The sequence below is a fragment of the Burkholderia sp. APQ4-4ca genome (assembly GCF_057837105.1).
The window spans coordinates 40,011-60,257 of the sequence record NZ_JBYQCG010000234.1 but is presented as its reverse complement, the minus strand read 5'-3'; the positions used below and the strand labels follow the sequence as shown (position 1 = coordinate 60,257).

The 20,247-nt window shown below is 69.4% G+C and carries 13 protein-coding genes; 5 read left to right on the top strand and 8 right to left on the bottom strand.

The genetic code is table 11. From position 1 onward, the window contains the following. Positions 1-236: 236 nt before the first annotated feature. Positions 237-1,208 (bottom strand): LysR family transcriptional regulator, encoded by a 972-nt coding sequence (locus AC3IFE_RS29295; RefSeq protein ID WP_489193672.1) that lies wholly within the window; start codon positions 1,206-1,208, stop codon positions 237-239. 249 nt (positions 1,209-1,457) lie between these two features. Here AC3IFE_RS29295 and AC3IFE_RS29290 point away from each other — a divergent pair, with 249 nt between their 5' ends. Both AC3IFE_RS29290 and AC3IFE_RS29285 read left to right on the top strand, forming a co-directional pair. After that, complete coding sequence (locus AC3IFE_RS29290; protein ID WP_489193670.1) at positions 1,458-4,025, top strand: ATP-binding protein; 2,568 nt, start codon at positions 1,458-1,460, stop codon at positions 4,023-4,025. A 184-nt stretch (positions 4,026-4,209) separates the two neighbouring features. Beyond that, on the top strand, positions 4,210-5,199 hold the full coding sequence (locus AC3IFE_RS29285) for an alpha/beta hydrolase fold domain-containing protein (protein ID WP_489193668.1): 990 nt from the start codon (positions 4,210-4,212) through the stop codon (positions 5,197-5,199). A gap of 176 nt (positions 5,200-5,375) precedes the next feature. Here AC3IFE_RS29285 and AC3IFE_RS29280 read toward each other — a convergent pair whose 3' ends face one another. Beyond that, complete coding sequence (locus tag AC3IFE_RS29280) at positions 5,376-6,296, bottom strand: AraC family transcriptional regulator (protein ID WP_089471106.1); 921 nt, start codon at positions 6,294-6,296, stop codon at positions 5,376-5,378. A 400-nt stretch (positions 6,297-6,696) separates the two neighbouring features. On the opposite strand from AC3IFE_RS29280, the gene AC3IFE_RS29275 reads away from it, so the two are divergent. The 3 genes from AC3IFE_RS29275 to AC3IFE_RS29265 all read left to right on the top strand — a co-directional run bounded on the left by AC3IFE_RS29275 (position 6,697) and on the right by AC3IFE_RS29265 (position 12,427). Continuing rightward, positions 6,697-9,630 carry an ATP-binding protein gene (locus AC3IFE_RS29275; protein ID WP_489193666.1) on the top strand — a complete coding sequence of 978 codons (2,934 nt, stop codon included), beginning with the start codon at positions 6,697-6,699 and terminating at the stop codon, positions 9,628-9,630. 144 nt (positions 9,631-9,774) lie between these two features. Next, positions 9,775-11,673, top strand: coding sequence for an amidohydrolase (locus AC3IFE_RS29270; RefSeq protein ID WP_489193664.1), 1,899 nt, complete (start codon positions 9,775-9,777; stop codon positions 11,671-11,673). 79 nt (positions 11,674-11,752) lie between these two features. Next, positions 11,753-12,427: a phosphohydrolase gene (locus AC3IFE_RS29265; protein WP_489193662.1), complete on the top strand. Its 675-nt coding sequence runs from the start codon at positions 11,753-11,755 to the stop codon at positions 12,425-12,427. Between the two features lie 94 nt (positions 12,428-12,521). On the opposite strand, the gene AC3IFE_RS29260 is transcribed toward AC3IFE_RS29265, so the two are convergent. The 6 genes from AC3IFE_RS29260 to AC3IFE_RS29235 all read right to left on the bottom strand — a co-directional run bounded on the left by AC3IFE_RS29260 (position 12,522) and on the right by AC3IFE_RS29235 (position 20,179). Next, complete coding sequence (locus AC3IFE_RS29260; RefSeq protein ID WP_489193660.1) at positions 12,522-13,634, bottom strand: alkene reductase; 1,113 nt, start codon at positions 13,632-13,634, stop codon at positions 12,522-12,524. 78 nt (positions 13,635-13,712) lie between these two features. Then, a complete protein-coding gene (locus AC3IFE_RS29255; RefSeq protein ID WP_489193658.1) occupies positions 13,713-14,930 on the bottom strand; it encodes an MFS transporter in 1,218 nt (405 codons plus the stop codon). 181 nt (positions 14,931-15,111) lie between these two features. Continuing rightward, positions 15,112-16,029: a LysR family transcriptional regulator gene (locus AC3IFE_RS29250; RefSeq protein WP_489193656.1), complete on the bottom strand. Its 918-nt coding sequence runs from the start codon at positions 16,027-16,029 to the stop codon at positions 15,112-15,114. 105 nt (positions 16,030-16,134) lie between these two features. Then, positions 16,135-18,396: a xanthine dehydrogenase family protein molybdopterin-binding subunit gene (locus AC3IFE_RS29245; protein ID WP_489193654.1), complete on the bottom strand. Its 2,262-nt coding sequence runs from the start codon at positions 18,394-18,396 to the stop codon at positions 16,135-16,137. Beyond that, on the bottom strand, positions 18,396-18,896 hold the full coding sequence (locus AC3IFE_RS29240; protein ID WP_089471113.1) for a (2Fe-2S)-binding protein: 501 nt from the start codon (positions 18,894-18,896) through the stop codon (positions 18,396-18,398). Before AC3IFE_RS29240 ends, AC3IFE_RS29245 begins: the two co-directional genes overlap by 1 nt. Beyond that, the gene (locus AC3IFE_RS29235) at positions 18,893-20,179 is read right to left on the bottom strand and encodes a c-type cytochrome (protein WP_489193652.1); all 1,287 of its coding nucleotides are present in this window, start codon (positions 20,177-20,179) and stop codon (positions 18,893-18,895) included. The genes AC3IFE_RS29240 and AC3IFE_RS29235 overlap by 4 nt, the downstream gene beginning before the upstream one ends. Between the last annotated feature and the right edge of the window lie 68 nt (positions 20,180-20,247).

The window sequence follows — 20,247 nt, the reverse complement described above, 5'->3', positions numbered from 1 at the left end:
ACATCGGCGAGGCCACGTCCGTGGCCGCGCGCATGCTGCGGCGTTCTGGCGGACGACGCGCCACGAGGTGAATCGCTCGCGCGCGTGGCGTGTCCTGGTCCGGCCTCGACGTAAGCCACGACCGTGCGGTTCTTGATCGCGAGTCCGAGATACCGCGACGACACGTCCAGCAGACATCCAGCAAAATCAACCATCATTTCGTTGTTTCCCCTGCATTCGTATCAGCAAAATCTTCATCAAGCTGCGCACGGCGTGAGCGTCGCCTGCGTCGCTGCAATTCGGGCAATGTTCGGTACAGCCGCCATGGCGCCAACCTCGTCTCGTTGCTCGGCGAAGGCGTCGAGCAAATACTCGGTCAATCTGCGCACCCGCGCGGGGAGATTGCGTCTGGACCGGTAGACGAGGCAGGCTTCCAGTGGCGCCACCTGCCACGCATCGAGCACACGCACGAGTTCGCCGCGATTGAGCGCCGCGTGTGCGAGCGGGTCGGGCAGGATTGCTACTCCCTCGCCGTCGACGGCCGCCGCGAGCAGCGCATGAGGACAATTCGTGCGCAGCGCCGCGCGCGGGGCAAGCGACACACACTCCCCGGATGCTTCATGGCTGACCGTCCATACCGAATGCTGTGCGCCGGTCGCGAGGCAAGCTTCGGCAGGCACGTCGAGCGGGTGAGCGAGATCGTTGGTCCGTTCGAGCCAGGCAGGACTCGCATAGAGCCCGAGAGGCACGGCCGCGAGCGATCGCGCGATGCACGACGACGGCGCCGAGCGACCGACGACGATTGCGAGGTCCGCAAGATCGCCGAGCGTATCGGCCAGGTGATCGACGCGCCGCACGTCGACCCGTACTTTCGGCCACGCACGCATGAAGCGGACCAGGACGGAGGTGAGGCGGGCGGTATCGAAGATTGCCGGCACCTCGATGCGGACGTTACCCGCGCAATCGCCGGCTTCGTCGCTGCCGGTGCGCGCGAGGTCTTCATAGGAGGACAGGACGCCAGCGACGCGCTCGAGTACCGCATGGCCCGCCGTGGTCAACGCGACGCGGCGCGTGGTCCGGTTGAAGAGTTGCACACCGAGCATCGTTTCGAGATCCTGCACCGCGCGGCTCACCGACGGTACGCCAAGATTGGTGGCGTCCGCTGCCCGCGTGAAACTGCCGTGGTCCGCCACTGCCTTGAATACCTCCAGCGCTTTCAGACGCTCCATCTCGACCTCCGATCATTGATTGGCTTGCATGGAGCCATGTTGGCGGGGAGACGCGCATCGGGCCAGTTACGACTTGTTAAGCGTTGCTAAGTCGGCGCCCGGAGCCGTGCCGATCCTCGTCGGCTGCAACAAGACAGGTTTTTTTAAGATATTTTAAGGGCGCGTACCGCGCTTTTGAGCAATGATTGGCTGTTTTTGCGTCAATGCGCGCGCCCGGCGCACCGTATTGGCCGACACTCAACCCGCGCGATGACGCTCTCGATGACCGCTCCTTACAGCCTCGCGTTCGGCCCTTTTACGCTGCAATTTCCGCAACGGGTCCTGCTCAAGGACGGGACGCCGCTGAAAATCGGTAGCCGCGCGCTCGACATTCTCGTCGTACTGGTCGAGCAGGCGGGCGCGCTGGTCTCCACGCGCAATCTGTGCGACAGCGTCTGGGTGGACAACGTCGTCGAGGAAGGCGCGCTGCGCGTGCATCTGTCGGCGCTGCGCAAGGTGCTCGGTGACGGACCGGACGGTGTGCGTTACATCGTCAATGAGACCGGACGCGGCTATCGTTTCGCCGCGCCCGTTACCCGGGCCGAAGCCGTGGACCCTGCCGCGCCACGGCCTCATACGCACGCCGCCCGGCCTTCCGCCGGGGCCGAAAGCGGTTCACGCGGTCTACCGGTCACGCTCGCTCGCGTGATAGGCCGCGACGACGTCATCGCAGGCCTGACCGACCACTTGCCCGAGCGACGCTTGCTGACCATCGCGGGCCCGGGAGGCATGGGCAAGACGACCGTCGCCATCGCTGTCGCGCATCGCTTCACACAGCGCACCGGCATGCGCGCCGTGTTCGTCAATTTCGCGCCGGTTTCGGCGGCCGCGAGCGCGGCCAGTACGGTCGCCTCGGCGCTCGGCGTTGCCGTCTCCAGCGGCGATCCGGTACCCGACCTTATCCAGGCGCTGGGAGCATCGCCGGTGCTGCTGGTGCTGGATAACTGCGAGCATCTGATCGATGCCATTGCCGTGCTCGCCGAGCAACTGCTGCAAGGCGCGTCCGGCGTGCATCTGCTGGTTACGAGCCGCGAGCCGCTGCGCGCGGAAGGCGAATCCGTCCATCGCCTCGCCGCGTTGCCGTCGCCCGAAACCGACGCAGGCGTGAGCCTCCACGACGCCGTGCAGTTCCCGGCGATCGCGCTGTTTCAGGACCGCGCGCGCGCCGCCAATGACCGGTTTGCGTTGAGCGACGCGAATCTGGGCCCCGTTATCGATATTTGCCGACGGCTCGACGGTATCCCGCTCGCGATCGAGTTTGCGGCGGCGCGCGTCGGCTTGATGGACGTGCATTCGATTGCAGCGCGGCTCGACGACCGCTTCGCGCTGCTCACGCAGGGCCGCCGCACGGCGCTTGCGCGCCAGCAGACGCTGCGCGCAACGCTCGACTGGAGCTATGAGTTGCTCGGGCCGGAGGAACGCCAGGTGCTGCGCCGCCTCTCGGTCATGCGGGCCGCGTTCGGCATGGATGCCGCGGCGGCTGTCGCGGCCGGTGGCGACGTCGACGACGTCGCAGCCTTCGACGCCGTCACCGGCCTGATCGCCAAGTCGCTGATCGCCTGCGCAATCGACGATTCGGACCATCCCTATCGACTGCTCGACACAACGCGCCATTACGCAACCATGCGACTTGAAGAGGCGGGCGAGCGCGATGACGCGCGCCGCCGCCATGCGTCGTACTGCTGTGCGAGCTTTGCCGACCCCGTGGCGGCGTGGGAAGGCAAGGCGCCGCGTCAGTGGCTCGCGATTCACAGCCAGCGAATCGACGACGTCCGAGCCGCGTTCGATTGGGCGGCCGGCCAGGATGGCGAGCCGAAGCTCGCGATCGACCTGCTGATCGCGACGGCGCCGCTGTGGTTTCATCTTTCGCTACCTCACGAGTTCCTCGGGATGGCCGAGCGCGCGATCGCTGCCGCGGAAAACTCGGATCTGGCGGGCAAGGAGCAGCATATCGAGCTGCTCGCCGCGTACGGTCACGCGCTCTGGCACACGCGTGGGCCGACGGCGGAGATGGCGAACGCGTTCGACGCCGCACAGGCCGCCGCGCAGCGCCTCGGCGACGATCGGCTCGCCTTGCGCATGCTGTGGGGCGTGTGGGCGCATCGGACGCTCGCGGGCACGTACGCGGAAAGCCTCGAACATGCGCGTGCGTTTCGCGCTGCCGCCGCACGCACGGGCGATTTTTCGACGACGCAAACCGGCGAGCGGATGTGCGCGTTGTCACATCACTTCCTCGGGGACCACGATATCGCGCGCGCATTGATCGAAGCGGTGATGGCTCGCGACAAGGACCCGGTGCGCGCGACGCACGCGAATCACGCGCAGGTCGACGCGCATATCGCTGCGATTGCCATTCTGATGCGCATTCTGTGGCTGCAGGGCGAGACCGACGCGGCGATGGCGCTCGCGCGCGACTGCGCGACGGAGGCGCTCGCGATCGATCACGATCTGACCGTCTGTTATGGGCTCGCGATCGGCTCGATCGCCGTCGCGACATGGGAAGGCGAAGTGACGCTCGCGCGCGAATGGACCGCGCGGCTTCGCGAGCGCACGCGCCGGCGCGGTCTCGCGTATTGGGACAAATGGGGCGAGGGCTTCGAGGCCATTCACGAAGGGAGGCCCGTCACGCCGGCAGGCGCCACCCCGATGCAACTCGAAGTGTTCGCGCGCGCTGGCGACGCAGGGAGCGCTAACGCATTGATCGAAGCCGGACGGGCGAACACGCCATCGTGGTTACAGGTGCATTTGCTGGAAGCCGCGGCAATGCGCGGTGCGTAGACATGAAGCGACGGTAAATCGGCTCGAAGCGTGCGTCACTGGCCTGAACGCTTTGCTGGACACGGGCTTAACGCCTCTTAGCAACGCTTAACTGTCGCTCGTGCGGGCATCCGATGAAAATTTGTTCTGTCGACGGCCAACGGTGCCGGATCGACAAGCAAGCTCACTCATCGGAAACTGCCCCATGAACGATTTCACGTCTGCCCGTCTGCCCGAAGACGCTGCACCGGGCCTGATCCAATCCGCGGATTCGTATCCGGTCCTCGATGCGGAAACGCAATCGTTCGTCGACCATGCCACCGAGGCAGGGGTTCCGGCAGAGCGTTTGCGCGAATGGGCAAACGGCGATGCCACGGACGCGATGCACGCCGAAGAAATCGCGCTGAAAGCGGGCGCGGCGGCCTCGGATTTCACGATACGGATCGTACGACCGCCGCAGGCGGCGCCGATGCCGCTGCCCGCCGTGCTCTTCCTGCCGGACGGCACGAGCTTCGCGGGTTGCCAAAGCGACAACCGGCTCGCGCGCAGGATCGCCACCGACTCCGAGGCGGCCGTCGTACTCGTCGATTACACGTCGGCACCCGCTGCGTGCTTTCAGACCCAAAACGAGCAGGCGTTCACCGCGCTCGCCCATCTGCACGAGCACGCACGCGCATTGAATCTCGACGGCGGCGCCCTTATCGTCGCCGGCGAAGGCACGGGCGGTCATCTCGCCGCGACCCTCGCGCTGCTCGCCAAGGCGCGCCGCGGTCCCCGTATCGCGCTTCAGATCATGCTGTGTCCGACGTTTTCCACAAGCACGGCGGGCGCGTCGGCAGCGGGATACGCCGACGGCCCCGGCTTGACCGCGCACACCGGGCGCATGCATGCACGGACGCGCTTTCCGTCAGAAAACCTCGGCGAAACAATCGCCATGCCGCTAAACGCGAGTTACACGGATCTCGAAGACCTGCCTCCCGCGCTGATCGTCACGGCTGAAAACGATGTCGCACGTGACGACGGTGAAGCCTACGCCCGCAAGCTGATGCTCGCCGGGGTTCGCGTCAGCGCGGTTCGCTGCCTCGGCACGATTCGCGATTTCACGGTGCTCGACGGCCTCGCCGACACGCCGCCCACCGAGGCGGCATTGCGATTGGCATGCGGCACGATCCGCGCGACGCCACGCGGACACTGAATATGGGACAGATCGATCGCCTCGGGACAGCGGGCAGCAGCGCATTGACGCGCCCGGGTTGTTCCTCGTGCGGCAGATGCCCGCACTGTGCGACCGGTTCGGCACGCAGGTTTGTCGCCATGCTTTCCGATCCTGCTTGCACCTTCGACCTGCTTGCCAACGGCATGGAAGGCCGATCAGCGCGACCGTGCGCGCCGCCACGCGCCGGGCGGATGCCCGACGATCCGGGCGAATACGCGGTTCAGATGGCTCTGATCGGCGAAGCCGCACGCGATCGCGATGTCGGCCAGCGTCATGTCGGACGTCTCGATCAGCTCGCGGGCGCGCGTCACGCGCTGTTCGAGCAGCCACTGGTGCGGCGTGCGGCCGGTGGTGCGCGAGAACGCACGGATGAAATAACCGCGCGACAGGTCGCATTCGTTCGCCACTTCCTCGATCGACACGCCGAGGTCCGCCTTTTCCATCAACAGCTCCTGCGCGCGCGCCACCTTCGCGGGAGACAGCACGCCCTTGCGTTCGAGTTCGCGCGTGCGCGCATTGCCGTAGCGGCGCACCAGATGCGTGCCCATCGCAAGCCCGATCTGTTCGATGAACAGTGCGTTCAGCGGGCCGCCTGCGTCGAGGCTGTCGGCTACCGCGTGCGCGAGATGGCCGAGCACCGGATCGCGTACGTCGGGGCGGCACGTGAGGCCGCCGATCGATTGGCCGCCGTGCTCGGGGCCGACGCGTTCGAGATACGCATGCGGCAGCTCGACCAGCACGAAGTCGAAGTTGCCGTACAGGTCCGCGTGGAAATGACGGGAAAAATCGCGAATGTAGATCGAGTGATGCTGGAACCGGCGCTCGCTCGCGCCGGCGCGCCCATAGAGCGTGCGGCGATGGCCGCCGCCCAGCGACACGCCGACCAGGAAGCCGCGGTCGCACGGCGGCATCTCGATGCGTTCGACGTGCGCTTCGCGCATGCATTTGCGGTGCAGCCTCAGGCCGCCGGATGCCGTCTCGACATCCTTTGCCAGCAGGCTCGACACGCAGCCGAGCGTGTCTTTCGGCCGCCGCGGAGGCGATGCCACCGGCGCGGCGATGACGGAGTCTGACATGGAATTCCCCAGCGAGGGACTCGGAGCGTGAAATGACGAGTCCAGTTTAGATGCGCACGCGAACGTTCAAAATGAATTTGCATAAACGTCCACCGGCCATCATTACAAAGTGCTTTCAATGCATGCGCGCGATGCGTGCGCAGTCCGGCTCAACGCCTGCGCGAGCGGCCCGGCAGAGTATAGCGCCCCACTTTTACACGCAAGTGATCGTGCCGGTCGCGCCCGACCGAAATCGGCGGCCAGAGCGCATTTTCCTTCAAGATTTTCGGCGGCCACCCGTCTACACTCGGTCCGGAATTCGACATTTTCCGTCCGGTGCAACGGCGCGCCGGACGCGGACTTCCTGCCGGGTGAACTGCCGCGTTCATCGGGCAGCCATCCCGAGGGACCGGAGGCGGCCATGATCCAGATCGGAACTTTGTCTGTGGATTTCGAGCAGCGCGACATTCGCCAGCACGGCGCGTCGCTGCGCATCGGCGCGCGCGCGCTCGACATTCTCGAAGTCCTGCACCGCGCGAGCGGTTCGGTCGTGTCGAAGGACGACATCATGGACGCGGTCTGGCCGGGCCTGATCGTCGAGGAAAACCGGCTTCAGGTGCACGTGGCGACGCTGCGCAAGGCGCTCGGCGCGAGCCGCGATCTGATCAAGACGGTGCCCGGGCGCGGCTACCTGCTGGTGGCGAGCACGTCGTCCGGCCCGGACCTCGTGCCCGTGGTCGACGCGCCGGCCGTCGAGGCGGCGCCGCCCGTCGTCGCGTTGCCCGATGTGCCCGCGTCGTCGCTGCCCGCGCCGCTCGTCGGGCGCGACGCCGAAATCGCGCAGATCGTCGACATGCTCGAACGCACGCCGGTCGTCACGCTCGTCGGCGCGGGCGGCATCGGCAAGACGAGTCTTGCCGTGCGCGTCGCGCACGGCGTGCGCAGCCGCTCGCGCGAGCGCGTGCTGTTCGTGGAACTGGCGCGCGCGTCGACACGCGACGACATGCTGATCGCACTCGCCGCCGAGCTCGGCCTCGACACGCAGGGCGTGCCCGCCATCGACCGCATCGGCGACGCGTTCGCAGCGTCGCGCTGCCTGCTGGTGCTCGACAACGCGGAGCACATCGTCGACCTGGTGGCGAGCCTCGTCGAAACGCTGACGTCGAGCGCCGGCTCGCTGCGCGTGCTCGTGACGAGCCGCGAGCCGCTGCACATCTCGGCCGAAGCGGTGCTGCGGATGAGCCCGCTCGCGGTGCCGGACGGCAACGCGTCCGCCGACGAAATCGTCCGCTGTTCGGCCGTCGAGCTGTTCCTGGAGCGCGTGCGCGCGGCCGCGCCGGAGTGCACGGTGGACGAAGCCGGCGTGCGGCTGATCGGCGACATCTGCCGGCGCCTCGACGGGCTGCCGCTCGCGATCGAACTGGCCGCGGCGCGCGTGGCGACGCTCGGGCTCGCGGTCGTCGCGTCGCGTCTCGACGACCGGCTGAACCTGCTGACGGGCGGGCTGCGCTCGGCGCTGCCGCGTCATCAGACGCTGCGCGCGACGTTCGACTGGAGCTACGTGCTGCTCGATCGGGCCGCGCGCGCGCTGTTTCGCCGGATGGGGTGCTTCATCGGGCCGTTTTCGTTCGATGCCGCATACGCGGTCGCCACCGAGCCCGGCACGTCGGCCGCGGACATGATCGCGGTGCTCGGCGAGCTGGTGGCGAAATCGCTGGTGACCGTCGAGTTCCACGGCGCGTATGCGCGCTACCGGCTGACCGAATCGACGCGTGCGTACGCGCTCGAAAAACTGCACAACGAAGGCGAGTTCGAGCGCATCGTCGCGCGCCATGCGGCGTACGAGCGCGAGCGTGCGCCCGTGCGGCTCGTCGCGCCCGTGACGCCCGCCGACGTGACGCCTGCCGATGCGCCCTTGCTGGCCGTGGAAGAACCGTTGGACGAACCGGCGGACGCCGCCGAGGCCGCCGGCGTGCCCGAGCCCGACCGGCTGGCGCGCGCGCTGCTGGAGCCGTCGCGGATGCGCGCGTGCACGGCGCGCGCGAGAGCGGTGCTCGACGAACTCGACACGGGCGCGGCAGACCCGGTCGACGCGGCGCGCGAGATGCGGCTGCGGGCGGCCTGCGCGTCGGCGCTGCTGCATACCGACGGCGACGCGCTGGCCGCCGCCGCGATGTGGGACCGCACGCTCGGTCTCGCCGCGCACGTCGGCGACGATGCGTTCGACGCGCGCGCGCTGGTCGGGCTGTGGAACACGATGCTGACGCTGTCGGACATTCACGAATCGCTGCGCTACGCGACGCGCTTCGAGCGGGCGGCCGAGCGGCGCGGCGACCGGTCGCAGCGGTTGCTGGCGAACACGATGGTCGCGACGTCGCTGCATTACTTCGGCGAGCATGCGCAGGCGCGCGAGCGGCTGGAAGCGGCGACGGCCGAGCTTGCCGACGCGGGCGAATCGCCGTGCGCGCAGGCCGCGCTGGGCGTCGACATGGCGACGCTGGGCCGCACGATGCTGATCCGTCTTCTGTGGATGCAAGGCGAGCCCGAGCACGCGATGCGCGTCGCCGCGCAGGCGGTCGAGTGCGCGCGGCGCGGCCCGTCGCCGCTCGCGCTGTGCATCGTGCTCGGCGCGGCCGCCGTGCCGATCGCGCTGCGCTACGGCGATCACGACATCACCTCCGACTATCTCGCGACGCTGCGCGCGACCGCCGACGCGCACGGCTTCGACATCTGGCGCAGTCACGCCGAATGCCTGACCGGCCAGTTCGACATCCAGGCCGGCCATCCCGGCGCCGGGCTCGCCCGGCTCGAACCCGCGCTGCGGCGCGTCGAGGCGAGCGGCTTCCGGCGCGTGCTCGCGCCGTTGACCGTCGCGTACGCGGAAGGCCTCGTGCGAACCGGCCGCGCGGATGAAGCGTGCACCCGGCTCGATGCGACGCTCGCGCGCTGCCGCGCGCACGGCGAGCACCTGTTCGTTCCCGAACTGCTGCGCGTGAGAGGCGTCGCGATGCTCGAACAGGCACGTACCGTCGGCGCGGATCTCGCCGCCGCGTACGAGGCGGACGGGCATCGTCATCTGCAGATGGCGATCCAGACCGCGAACGCGCAGGGCGCCGCGATGTGGGCGCTGCGCGGCTCGCTCGATCTCGCCGATCACCTGATCGAGCGCGGGCACACCGCGCAGGCGTCGGCGCTCGTCGCCGGGGTCGCGCGGCATTTCGATCCGCGTTCGCGCGCCCACGACGTGCGCCGCTTGCTGCGCGTGCAGAACTTCGTCCGTCCGGATGCGCCGCTCGCGCCGTGCCTGACGCGCACGCGACGCGATGCCGCCGACGCGGCGCAGCAGGCGGCATAACGATGCGCGAACCGAGTACCGCAGGGCGGCCGCGCGATCGCAGCATGCGTGCCGACGCGCGCGCCGTGGACGCTTGCCGGTGCGCGGCGGGAAGCCGCGCGTGTCGGATGGCGTCGCGCGCGGGCGCGCACGGGAGGCCCGACGGTGCTTAGAGCGACGGAACCCGCGCGTTCGGCGGACCTCGTCGTGTTCAACGGCAAGATCGCGACCCAGGACGAACAGCGCTCGTTCGTTCGCGCGCTCGCGGTGAAGGACGGGACCATCGTCGCGACCGGCGACGATCGCGACGTGCTGCGCCATGCGCACGACGACACGACCCGAATCGATCTGAACGGCCGTACCGTGATTCCGGGCCTGATCGACGCGCACCTGCAGGCGATCCGCGGCGGCATGAACTTCAACCTCGAGGTGCGCTGGGACGGCGTGCCGTCGCTGGCCGACGCGCTCGAGCTGCTGGGCCGGCAGGTACGCCGCACGCCCGCGCCGCAATGGGCGCGCGTGGCGGCCGGCTGGACCGCGCTGCAGTTCGCGGAAAAGCGCGGCCCGACGGCGGCCGAGCTCAACGCGATCGCACCCGATACGCCGGTGTTCATCCAGCATCTGGCCGACAGTGCGTGGCTGAATGCGGCCGCGCTGCGCGCGCTCGGCTACGGGCGCGACACGCCCGATCCGCCCGGCGGCGAACTGCGGCGCGACCGCCATGGGCGGCCGACCGGGCTGCTGCTCGCGCGTCCGGACCCGGCGGTGCTCGGCGCGGCGCTCGCCCGCGCGCCCATGCTCGATGCGGACGACCGCGTCAACTCGACGCGGCAGTTCATGCGCGCGCTGAACCGCGTCGGCGTGACGAGCGCGATCGACGCCGGCGGCGACGGCCTCGCGTATCCGGACGACTATGCGGCGGTCGCGACGCTCGCGCGGCGCGGCGAATTGACGACGCGCATCGCCTATGCGCTGGGCGCGCGGCACGCCGGCCGGGAACTCGACGACTTCGCGACATGGATCGCGCTGACGGCGCCCGGCCGCGGCGACGCGTTCCTGCGCGCGTGCGGCGCGGGCGAGCGGCTGCTGTTCTCGGCCGTCGATCTGGGCAATTTTCTCGAACCGCGCGTCGACCTGCCCGCATCGGTCGAGGTGGAGCTGGCGGCCATCGTCCGGCTGCTCGTGCGCCATCGCTGGCCGTTCCGGCTGCATGCGACCTACGACGAATCGATCGGCCGCTTCCTCGACGTGTTCGAAGCGGTGGATCGCGACACGCCGTTCGACGGGCTGCGCTGGAGCTTCGACCGCTGCGAGACGATTTCGGATGCCAATATCGCGCGTGTCGCGGCGCTCGGCGGCGGCATTACCGTGCAGCCGCGCATGGCGTTCCAGGGCGAAGCGTTCATCGCGCGCCATGGCGCGGCGGCGGCCACGCGCGCGCCGCCGATCCGCGCGATGCTCGCGGCCGGGCTGCCGGTCGGCGCCGGCTCGGGCGCGACGGGCGCGGCGAGCTACAACCCGTTCGTCGCGCTGTACTGGATGGTGTCGGGGCGCAGCGTGGGCGGCACCGCGCTGTATCCGGCGCGCAACCGGCTCGGCCGGATGGAGGCGCTGCGCCGCTACACGGTCGGCAGCGCGTGGTTCTCCGCGGACGAGCATCGCAAGGGCGCGCTGGTGCCCGGCCGGTACGCCGACTTCGCGGTGCTGAGCGACGATTACTTCACGGTCGACGCGCGGCATATCCCGGCGCTGTCGTCGGTGCTGACGGTCGTCGACGGCAAGGTCGTGCATGCGGAGCAGGAATTCTCGCCGCTGGCGCCGCCGCCTCCGCCCGTCAGCCCGGCATGGTCGCCGGTCGCTTCAGGCGGCGTCGCCGATGCGGCGGGCGCCGGCGGGCGCGCCGCGCCGCATGCATCGGCGGCGGGCGACGCATGCGCGGCTTCCGGCGTCGATGCATGCCGCGCGCACAGTCACGGACGCCGCTTCGCGCGGTCGCGCTATCCGACGGCAAGCGCGGCCGCCGAACGCTGCGAAGCCTTCGGCCGCTGCTGCGTCGCGTTTTGAGCGGCGTACCGGTGCGCGACGCACGCCGCCGTGCATGGAACGATTTTCCGCCCCGGGCACGGGGCATGAAGGAGACAGGATGAATGCTGCGCACCCGCGCGCATCGGCCACCGGCGACGAAGTGGCCGGCGTTCGCATTCCGCGCACGCCCGTTGCGGTCGAGGCAGCCGACGCGGCCCGCGCGTCGTTGCCCGCCGCGCTCGTCGATCACGCGGCGCGCGTGTTCGTGTTCGCGTCGCTCGCCGCGCGGCGTGCCGGCGACGCGTGCGACGCCGATGCACTGTACGTCGCCGCGATGTACGCGAACATGGGGCTGAGCCCGGCGTACTGCCGTTCGACCGAACGTTACGAGCTCGACGGCGCGGATGCCGCGCGCGCGTTGTTGCTGCGGCACCGCCGGTCGCGGCGCATGCGCGACGACGTGTGGCACGCGATCGCGCTGCATACGACGCCGGGCGTGGCCGTCCGCGCGTCGCCGCTCGCGCGCGCGTTGGCGGTTGCGGTGTCGACGGACCTGATGGCGACCGACTTCGACGCATACATGGTCGACGAGCGTGACGCGCTCCTTGCCGCGTATCCGCGCGGTAGCGGTTTTCCCGAAGCGTTTCTCGACCTGGTCGCGCGCGGCGTCTCGCATCGGCCGCAGTCGACCTTCGGCACGTGGAGCGCCGACGTGCTCGAACGCGCGGATCCGGATTTCCATCGGCCGAATTTCTGCGGGCGCGTGCTGGGCGCGCGGTGGAACGACACCTGACGGCGCCGGTCGAGCGTGCGGCTACCGCACGCTGGACCGGCCGCGGCGCGCGGCCGCGCCGGGGATGCGGCATGTTGCGCGCCGCATGTGCGGGTCACGCGTGCGAGGGCGCCGCGTCGTACCGCGCATAGTCGACGTAGCCGGCGCGGTCGCCGCCGTACCAGCCGGCGGCCTTCGGCTCCGCGAGCGGTGCGCGGGCCGCGATGCGCTCCACGAGATCCGGATTCGCGATATACGCGCGCGCAAATGCGACCAGATCGGCGTCGCCCGCGTCGATCAGCGCGTTCGCCGCTTCCGGCGAAATGCCGCCGTTGACGATCAGCGTGCCGTGGAACGACCGGCGCGCGTGCTCGACGATGCGCGGCAGATCGGGTTCGCCGCTCCAGCCGTTGGTGTCGGCCGCATGCAGATACGCGATGCCCGCTGCGTCGAGCATCCGGCCGACGTACGCGAGCGTCGCGTCCGGATCGGCGTCGCGCACGTTGTTGTATTTCGCGTACGGCGAGATGCGCACGCCGACGCGGCTCAGCGGCATCACGCCGCCGACCGCGTCGACGATTTCCTCGAGAAAGCGCGCGCGGTTCGCGACCGATCCGCCGTAGCGATCGTCGCGGCGATTCAGCGTCGACGACAGGAACTGGTGCGGCAGGTAGCCGTTGGCCGCATGGATCTCGACGCCGTCGAAGCCCGCGGCCATCGCGCGCACGGCGGCCTGCCGGAATTCGTCGACGGCGGCGACGACTTCATCGGTCGTCATCGCGCGCGACGGCGTCGCATGGATCTTCGTGTAGTAGCCGTTCTGCAACTGCGCCCAGACCTGCAACTGTTCGAGGTCGTCGTTCACGCCGGACGGCGACAGCGGCGCGGCGCCGCCGAGCAGCGTCAGCGAGCTGACGCGGCCGCCGTGCCACAGCTGCGCGAAGATGCGTCCGCCGTTCGCGTGGACGGCGTCGGTGACGATCTTCCAGGCGGCGACCTGTGCATCGTCGACGAGCCCCGGCGTCAGCTCGAAGGCGGCGGACGCCCGGCTGACGTTGGTGGCCTCGGTCACGATCAGGCCGGCCGACGCGCGCTGCGCGTAGTACTCGGCCATCAGTTCGGTGGGCAGCCCGCGCGACGGCGCGCGCGAGCGCGTCATCGGCCCCATCACGACGCGGTTCGGCAGCGCGAGGCCGCGCAGATCGTAGGCACTGAGCAGGGAAGACATGATGGACTCCTGTGGTTCGACGGGGAGCGGGGCGGCTTCGCGCCCCGCGAACGGATCGATTCGATGGGTGACGAGGGTTCAACCCGCCGCGTGACGTTGCGCGTGCGGCCGCCCGACGAGCAGGTAGTGGGCGAGCGCGACGATCGGGAACGCGCCGGCCACCGCGGCGACGAGCGGCCAGCCGCCATACTCGTACAGCGGGCTCGCGAGCGCGGAGCCGACGGCGCCGCCGACGAAGATGCTCGTCATGTACAGCGCATTGAGCCGGTTGCGGCTCGCCGCATGCAGCGCGTAGATCTCGCGCTGGCCGAGCACCATGTTCATCTGCACCGCGAAGTCGAGCACGATGCCGGTGACGACGAGCCCGTACAGGCCGGCGCCGTGCACGAACCCGACCGCATACGCGAGCGCGCCGGCGACGAGCGCGATCAGCGTCGCGCGCACCGTATGGCCGGCATCCGCGAGGCGCCCGGCCACCGGCGCCGAGGTCGCGCCGATCGCGCCGACCAGCGCGAACAGGCCGATCGCCGATTGCGACAACCCGTAGTGACGCGTCAGTTCGACCGGCACGGCGGTCCAGAACAGGCTGAACGACGCGAACATCAGGCCCTGGTAGAACGCGCGGTGACGCAGGACCGGCATCGTGCGAACGAGGTGCAGCAGCGAGCCGATCAGTTCGAAATAGGTCGCGCGATGATCGGGCTGGCGCGACGGAATCGTCAGCGCGAGCACGGCCGTGACGAGCGTCATCAGCACGGCCGCCGCCGCGAACACGAAGCGCCAGCCGAACGCGTCGGCCACGACGCTCGACAGCGGCCGCGCGAGCAGGATGCCGAGCAGCAGCCCGCTCATGATCGTGCCGACGACTCGGCCGCGCGAATGGTCGGGCGCCAGGTGCGCGGCGAGCGGCACGAGGATCTGCACGGCCACCGAACTGAACCCGATCAGCAGCGAAATCGCGAGAAAGAGCCCGGGCGTGCGCACGAACGCCGCTGCCGCGAGGCTCGCGATCGACACGACGGCCGTCACGATCATCAGCTTGCGGTTTTCGAGCAGGTCGCCGAGCGGCACGATGAAGAACAGCCCGAGCGCATAGCCGATCTGCGTCAGCGACACGATCAGGCTCGCCGTGTTGCCGGACATGTGCAGGCTCGGCGCGATGAGCTCGGTGATCGGCTGCGCGTAGTACAGGTTCGCGACGATCGCGCCGCAGCTGAAGGCGAACAGCAGGATCAGCCCCTGCGTGAGTTTGACGCCGTGCGCGGGCGGCGCGAGCGGTGTTGAATCCGTTGACATGATCGACTCCTGGAAAAGAGAAAGGCCGGACACCGAAGCGTCGCGCCGGCATCGAGTTCGCCCGGCCGCGATACGGTGCATCGCATTGCCGTCCATACTATTGATCAATCGATAAAGCCGGAAGCGAGCTGCCGCGCAATCGAGCGTTGCGCGGCACGCAAAAGTGCCGCGCCGCACCGGTTCAGCCGCGTTTGCCCTGCAGCGTCGGAATCTGCTCGAACAGCCCCGCGAGCCAGTCGACGAACACCTTCAGCTTGACCGGGATGTGGCGATTGGGCGGATACAGCACCGAGATCGGCTTGGCCGGCGCGTTGAAATCGGTCAGCACCTCGCGCAACCGGCCCGATTTCAGGTAAGGCTCGACGAGGTACAGCGACGTCTTGATCAGGCCGATGCCGGCGACGCCGCACTCGATGTAGTTGTCCGCGTCGTTGACGGCCACCGTGCCGCACATCTGCACGATGCGCGGCTCGCCGTCGACGACGTAATCCCACGGGCGCGGCCGCCCGGTGTCGGCCGAGATGTGGCTGACCGCGACGTGCTGTGTGAGATCGTCGACGGTCTCCGGCTCGCCGCACCGCGCGAAATATGCGGGCGAGCCGCACGTGCAGGTGGTCAGGCTGCCGATCCGCCGCGCGATCATCCCCGAATCGTCGAGCGCGCCGATGCGCACCACGCAGTCGACCCCTTCGCCGACGAGGTCGATCTGCCGGTCGGTCACGCCGAGTTCGATCATGATGTCCGGATGGGCGTCGAGAAACGCCGGCAGCGCGGGCACCACGACCTGCTTCGCCATCGCGGGCGGCAGGTTCACCTTCAGCCGGCCGCGCGGCATGTTGCGGGCCTGCGAGACCGATGCCTCCATGTCGTCGATCTCGCGCAGCACCGCGACGGCGCGTTCGTAATACGCCTGACCGTCCTCGGTCAGCGAGATGCGGCGCGTGGTGCGGTTCAGCAGCCGGCAGCCGAGATGCTGCTCGAGTGCGCTCAGCAGCGCGGACACGCGCGGCGTGGTGAGGCCGGTCGTGTCGGACGCGCGCGTGAAGCTGCCGGTTTCGACGATGCGCGTGAACACGCGCATCGAAAGCAAGGTATCCATCGTCGGAAGCTCTCCATTCCTGTCGGGGCGCGGCGCCGGTGCGTGCCGGCGCCGTCTTGTCGGGTATCGGATAGGGCGTGTCGCGTGGCGGGTGCCACGCCGCCGCTAGGCTTCGATGCGCTTTCTCAGCGAATCGCCGGCGAACGGCATTTCGCGCAGGCGCTGGCCGGTCGCATCGAAGATCGCGTTGGCCAGCGCGCCGGCGGTCGGGCCCATCGACGCCTCGGCCGCGCCGAGAAACGGCGCGCCGGGGCGATTGACGAGGTGGACCTTCACGTTCCGCGGCGCGGCCGAGAAGCGCAGGATCGGGTAGCTGCTCCAGTCGAAGCTGCGGATCCGTTCCGTGTCGTACTTCAGCGCCTCGTACAGCGTCCAGCTCGCGGCCTGCACGATGCCGCCCTCGATCTGGTTGCGGATCCCGTCCGGCGACACGATCTGGCCCGCGTCGACGGCGGCTTCCGCGTGTTCGAGCGTCACCTGGCCGGTTTCCGGCACGACCGACACCTCGACCGCGATCGCGACGTAGGCCATCAGGTTCTTGTACTTGCCGAACGCGAAGCCGACGCCGCGGTTGCGCGCGCGCGGCGGCCGCGGCCACCCGAAGTGCTTCGCGGCGAGCTGGATCACCTGCCGCGCGCGATGGTCTTCCATGTGACGCAGCCGGAATTCGACCGGATCGACGCCGGCCGCATGCGCGAGCTCGTCCATGAAGCTCTCGATCGCCCAGATGTTCGTGTGCGCGCCGAGCGAGCGCATCGCGGAGGTCTGCAGCGGCATCGTCGGCGAGAAGTTGTTGACGATGTGCTGGTTCGGCAGCGCGTACAGCGGAATCGCGTTGCGATCGCCGCCGCCTTCCGGTTGCAGCATCGGCGTCGACGGCGCGGGCACGAACGGCGGCTCCAGCATGCGCGCGGGCAGCAGCCGGCCGGCGTTGACGATCCGCTCGTTGTGCGAGCTGCTCCACAACGCATAGTTCCAGTCGACGATGCGGCCGCTCGCGTCGAGCGATGCGCTGACTTCCGTCACCATCGCGGGCGTGAAGTGATCCCACGTGTGTTCCTGTTCGCGCATCCATTGCACGCGAATCGGCTTGCCCGGCATCGCGGCGGCGATCAGCGCCGCGTGCGCGGCCGCGTCGTCCGCCGCGTTGTGTCCGTAGCAGCCGGAGCCCTCGGTGTGAATGCAGCGAATGTTCGCCTTCGGCATCGACAGCATCTCGGCGAGCGCGTCGCGCAGCGGATAGACGCCCTGCGAGTGGGTCCACACCGTCATCATCCCGTTCTCGAGATGCGCGACCGAACACGACGGCCCGATCGACCCATGCAGCAGGTAGTTCTTCAGGAACGTCGCGTTCAGCGTTTTCACGGCCGGCGCGGTGGCCGCGTGCGTGTTCGCGATCTCAATGGGCTGCGTCGAGATCCGCTTCAGGTCCGCGTGCACGGTGCCGCGCTCGGGCAGCTTGCGGCCCGGCGACCACCGGCAGCCGGCGGCGAGCGCGCGCTGCGCGACCACGGCTTGCCATTCGCCCTGCGCGACCACCGCGAGCATGCTGCCGTTGCGCACGATCCGCACGACGCCCGGCAGCTTCAGGATCGCGGCTTCGTCGAACGACAGCAGCTTCGCTTCATACACCGGCGGCATCACGACGCGCGCGTGCAGCATGCCGGGCAGCTGCATGTCCTGCACGTAGCTGACGCCGCCCGTGACCTTGTTCGGGATGTCGACGCGCGGCAGCGACGTGCCGATCACCGCGAACGTCGCCGGGTTCTTCAGCGGCGACGTGGGCGTCGCGTTGCGGTGCAGGTCCACCGTGCGGATCGCGTCGCCGTAGGTCATCGTGCGGCCGTCGGGCGCCGTGATCACCGCGTCGGCGGTCGTCAGCGTGCGCGGATCGACGCCGAAGCGTTTCGCCGCGCCCTCCACCAGCAGCGCGCGCACCTGCGCGGTCGCGTTCAGCAGCGCGGAGCCGCTGTCGGCCATCGTATGGCTGCCGGCGGTCAATCCTTCGTCCGGCGACGCGCCGGTGTCGGCGGTCAGGAACGTGATCAGCGACGGCTTCATGTCGAGTTCCTCGGCGGCCACCTGCAGCAGCGCGGTGCGCACGCCGGTGCCGAGCTCGACCTTGCCGGTGTACACGGTGACCTTGCCGTCGGGCGCGATCTTGACCCATGCATCGAGCAGCGGATTGGTCTTCAGGCTGCCGGCGAGCGCCTGCGTGGCCTTCGCCACGTGCACGGCCGCGCCTTCGTCGGCGATCACCAACTGCGCGGCCGCGCGCGACGCGGGCGCGAGCGTGAACGCGACGAACAGCGCGCCGGAGACGATGAAGTGCCGGCGGCCTTCGTCGATGTCGTCATGGGAATTCATCACAGCCCCTTGCTGATCGTGACGGGAGCGGAAGCGGGTTCCGGCGGCGGCAGCCCCGCGACCGAGCGCACCGCCGCGAGAATCCGCATGTGCGTGCCGCAGCGGCACAGGTTCGGTTCCATGTGCGTGCGCAGTTCCTGTTCGGTCGGCTTCGGGTTGCGTTCGAGCAGCGCCTGCGCGCGCATGATCATCCCGGCGATGCAGTAGCCGCACTGCGCGGCCTGGTGCTCGAGGAACGCGCGCTGCAGCGGGCCCGGATGCTCGGCGGTGCCGAGGCTCTCGATGGTGCGCACGCTGCGCGCGCCGACCGCGGCCACCGGCATCAGGCACGAGAAGGTCGGCTTGCCGTCGACGATCACGGTGCAGGCGCCGCATTGGCCGAGGCCGCAGCCGAACTTCGCGCCGTGCAGGTGCAGGTCGTTGCGCAGCGCATACAGCAGCGGCGTGGACGGATCGATGTCCAGCGTGTGCCGCACGCCGTTGACGGTGAGGGTAATCATCGTGCGGTGTCCTCTTTTCTGAGCTTCGCGGCCATCACGTCGACGCCCGACCACGCCGGGCGATCGGTATAGGTCTCGCGCACGTACGCGGCGAGATCGGCGATCTGCGCGTCGTCGTACTGGTCGATGAACGACGGCATGTAGTTGAGCGTGTCCTCGCCGTGCCAGCCGATTCCGTTGAACATCATCTGGATGGCGTTGCGCGGCGTATCGGCGTTGACCGCCGTGCTGAACGAAAGCGTCGGCCGCTCGCCGATCGACTGCATCGGCGCGGCCGGCCCGTGGCACTGCGCGCACGACGCCTGGAACAGCGTCGCGCCGCGCCGCGCGGCCGGCGTCGTCGCGGGGTGTTCGCCAGCGGCCGTTGCCGTGGCCGCACGCGCGGTCGCCGGTTTCTGGATCGACAGGATGTACGTGGCGATCGCCTCGACGTCCTCCACCGGCACCGTCGCGAGGTCGCGCGTGACCGCCAGCATCGGCCCGGCCGCCGCGCCGTGCTCGCTCGCGCGGCCGGTGCGCAGGTAGGTGACGAGCTGCGCCTGCGTCCACGGCCGCGCGGCCTGGCCGAGCGCATTGAGCGGCGGCGCTTCCCAGCCGTCGACGATGCCGCCGTCGAATGCGCGGCCGCGCTGTTCGCCGCCGATCGCGTTCAGCGGCGAATGGCACGATGCGCAATGGCCGAGCCCGTCGACGAGCATCCTGCCGCGGTTCCATTGCGCCGACTGCGCGGGGTCGGGCTGATACGCGCCTTCGCGCAGGAACAGCACGTTCCAGAACGCGACCAGCGGCCGGAAGTTCAGCGGAAAGATCAGGTCGTTGGCGGGCGCCTTCGCACGTACCGGCTCGCGCGTCATCAGGTACGCGTACGCGGCGGCGATGTCGTCGTCCGACATCCGCGTGAAATGAATGTATGGAAACGCCGGGTAAAGCGGCTGGCCGTTGCGCCCGATGCCGGTGCGCAGCGCACGGGCGAAGGCGTCGCGCGACCAGCGGCCGATCCCCGTTTCGGCGTCCGGCGTGATGTTGGTCGCGTAGATCGTGCCGAACGGCGTCGCGAGCGGCAGCCCGCCCGCGAACGGCTTGCCGTCCTTCGCGGTGTGGCACACGATGCAGTCGCCGAGCGCGACGACGCGCGCGCCGGCGCGCACCAGTTGCGGATCGAACGAAGCGGGGGCCGGCGGATCGATCGGCGCGATCGATGGCCGCACCATGATGCCGATCGCGACCGCGACGCCCGCGATCGCGATGCCGGCCGCGCCGAACCAGAGTCGTTTGTGCTTCATGCGCGCTCCAGGCGACGCGGTGCGCCGCAAGTCATGCGAGGCGCGGCGACACCGGACGATGCGTGTCG

Bases quoted from the DNA above. Each gene is read 5' to 3' on its own strand.
- AC3IFE_RS29295 (WP_489193672.1), bottom strand. From the start codon at position 1,208: ATGGAGCGTCTGAAAGCGCTGGAGGTATTCAAGGCAGTGGCGGACCAC.
- AC3IFE_RS29290 (WP_489193670.1), top strand. From the start codon at position 1,458: ATGACGCTCTCGATGACCGCTCCTTACAGCCTCGCGTTCGGCCCTTTT.
- AC3IFE_RS29285 (WP_489193668.1), top strand. From the start codon at position 4,210: ATGAACGATTTCACGTCTGCCCGTCTGCCCGAAGACGCTGCACCGGGC.
- AC3IFE_RS29280 (WP_089471106.1), bottom strand. From the start codon at position 6,296: ATGTCAGACTCCGTCATCGCCGCGCCGGTGGCATCGCCTCCGCGGCGG.
- AC3IFE_RS29275 (WP_489193666.1), top strand. From the start codon at position 6,697: ATGATCCAGATCGGAACTTTGTCTGTGGATTTCGAGCAGCGCGACATT.
- AC3IFE_RS29265 (WP_489193662.1), top strand. From the start codon at position 11,753: ATGAATGCTGCGCACCCGCGCGCATCGGCCACCGGCGACGAAGTGGCC.
- AC3IFE_RS29260 (WP_489193660.1), bottom strand. From the start codon at position 13,634: ATGTCTTCCCTGCTCAGTGCCTACGATCTGCGCGGCCTCGCGCTGCCG.
- AC3IFE_RS29255 (WP_489193658.1), bottom strand. From the start codon at position 14,930: ATGTCAACGGATTCAACACCGCTCGCGCCGCCCGCGCACGGCGTCAAA.
- AC3IFE_RS29250 (WP_489193656.1), bottom strand. From the start codon at position 16,029: ATGGATACCTTGCTTTCGATGCGCGTGTTCACGCGCATCGTCGAAACC.
- AC3IFE_RS29245 (WP_489193654.1), bottom strand. From the start codon at position 18,396: ATGAATTCCCATGACGACATCGACGAAGGCCGCCGGCACTTCATCGTC.
- AC3IFE_RS29240 (WP_089471113.1), bottom strand. From the start codon at position 18,896: ATGATTACCCTCACCGTCAACGGCGTGCGGCACACGCTGGACATCGAT.
- AC3IFE_RS29235 (WP_489193652.1), bottom strand. From the start codon at position 20,179: ATGAAGCACAAACGACTCTGGTTCGGCGCGGCCGGCATCGCGATCGCG.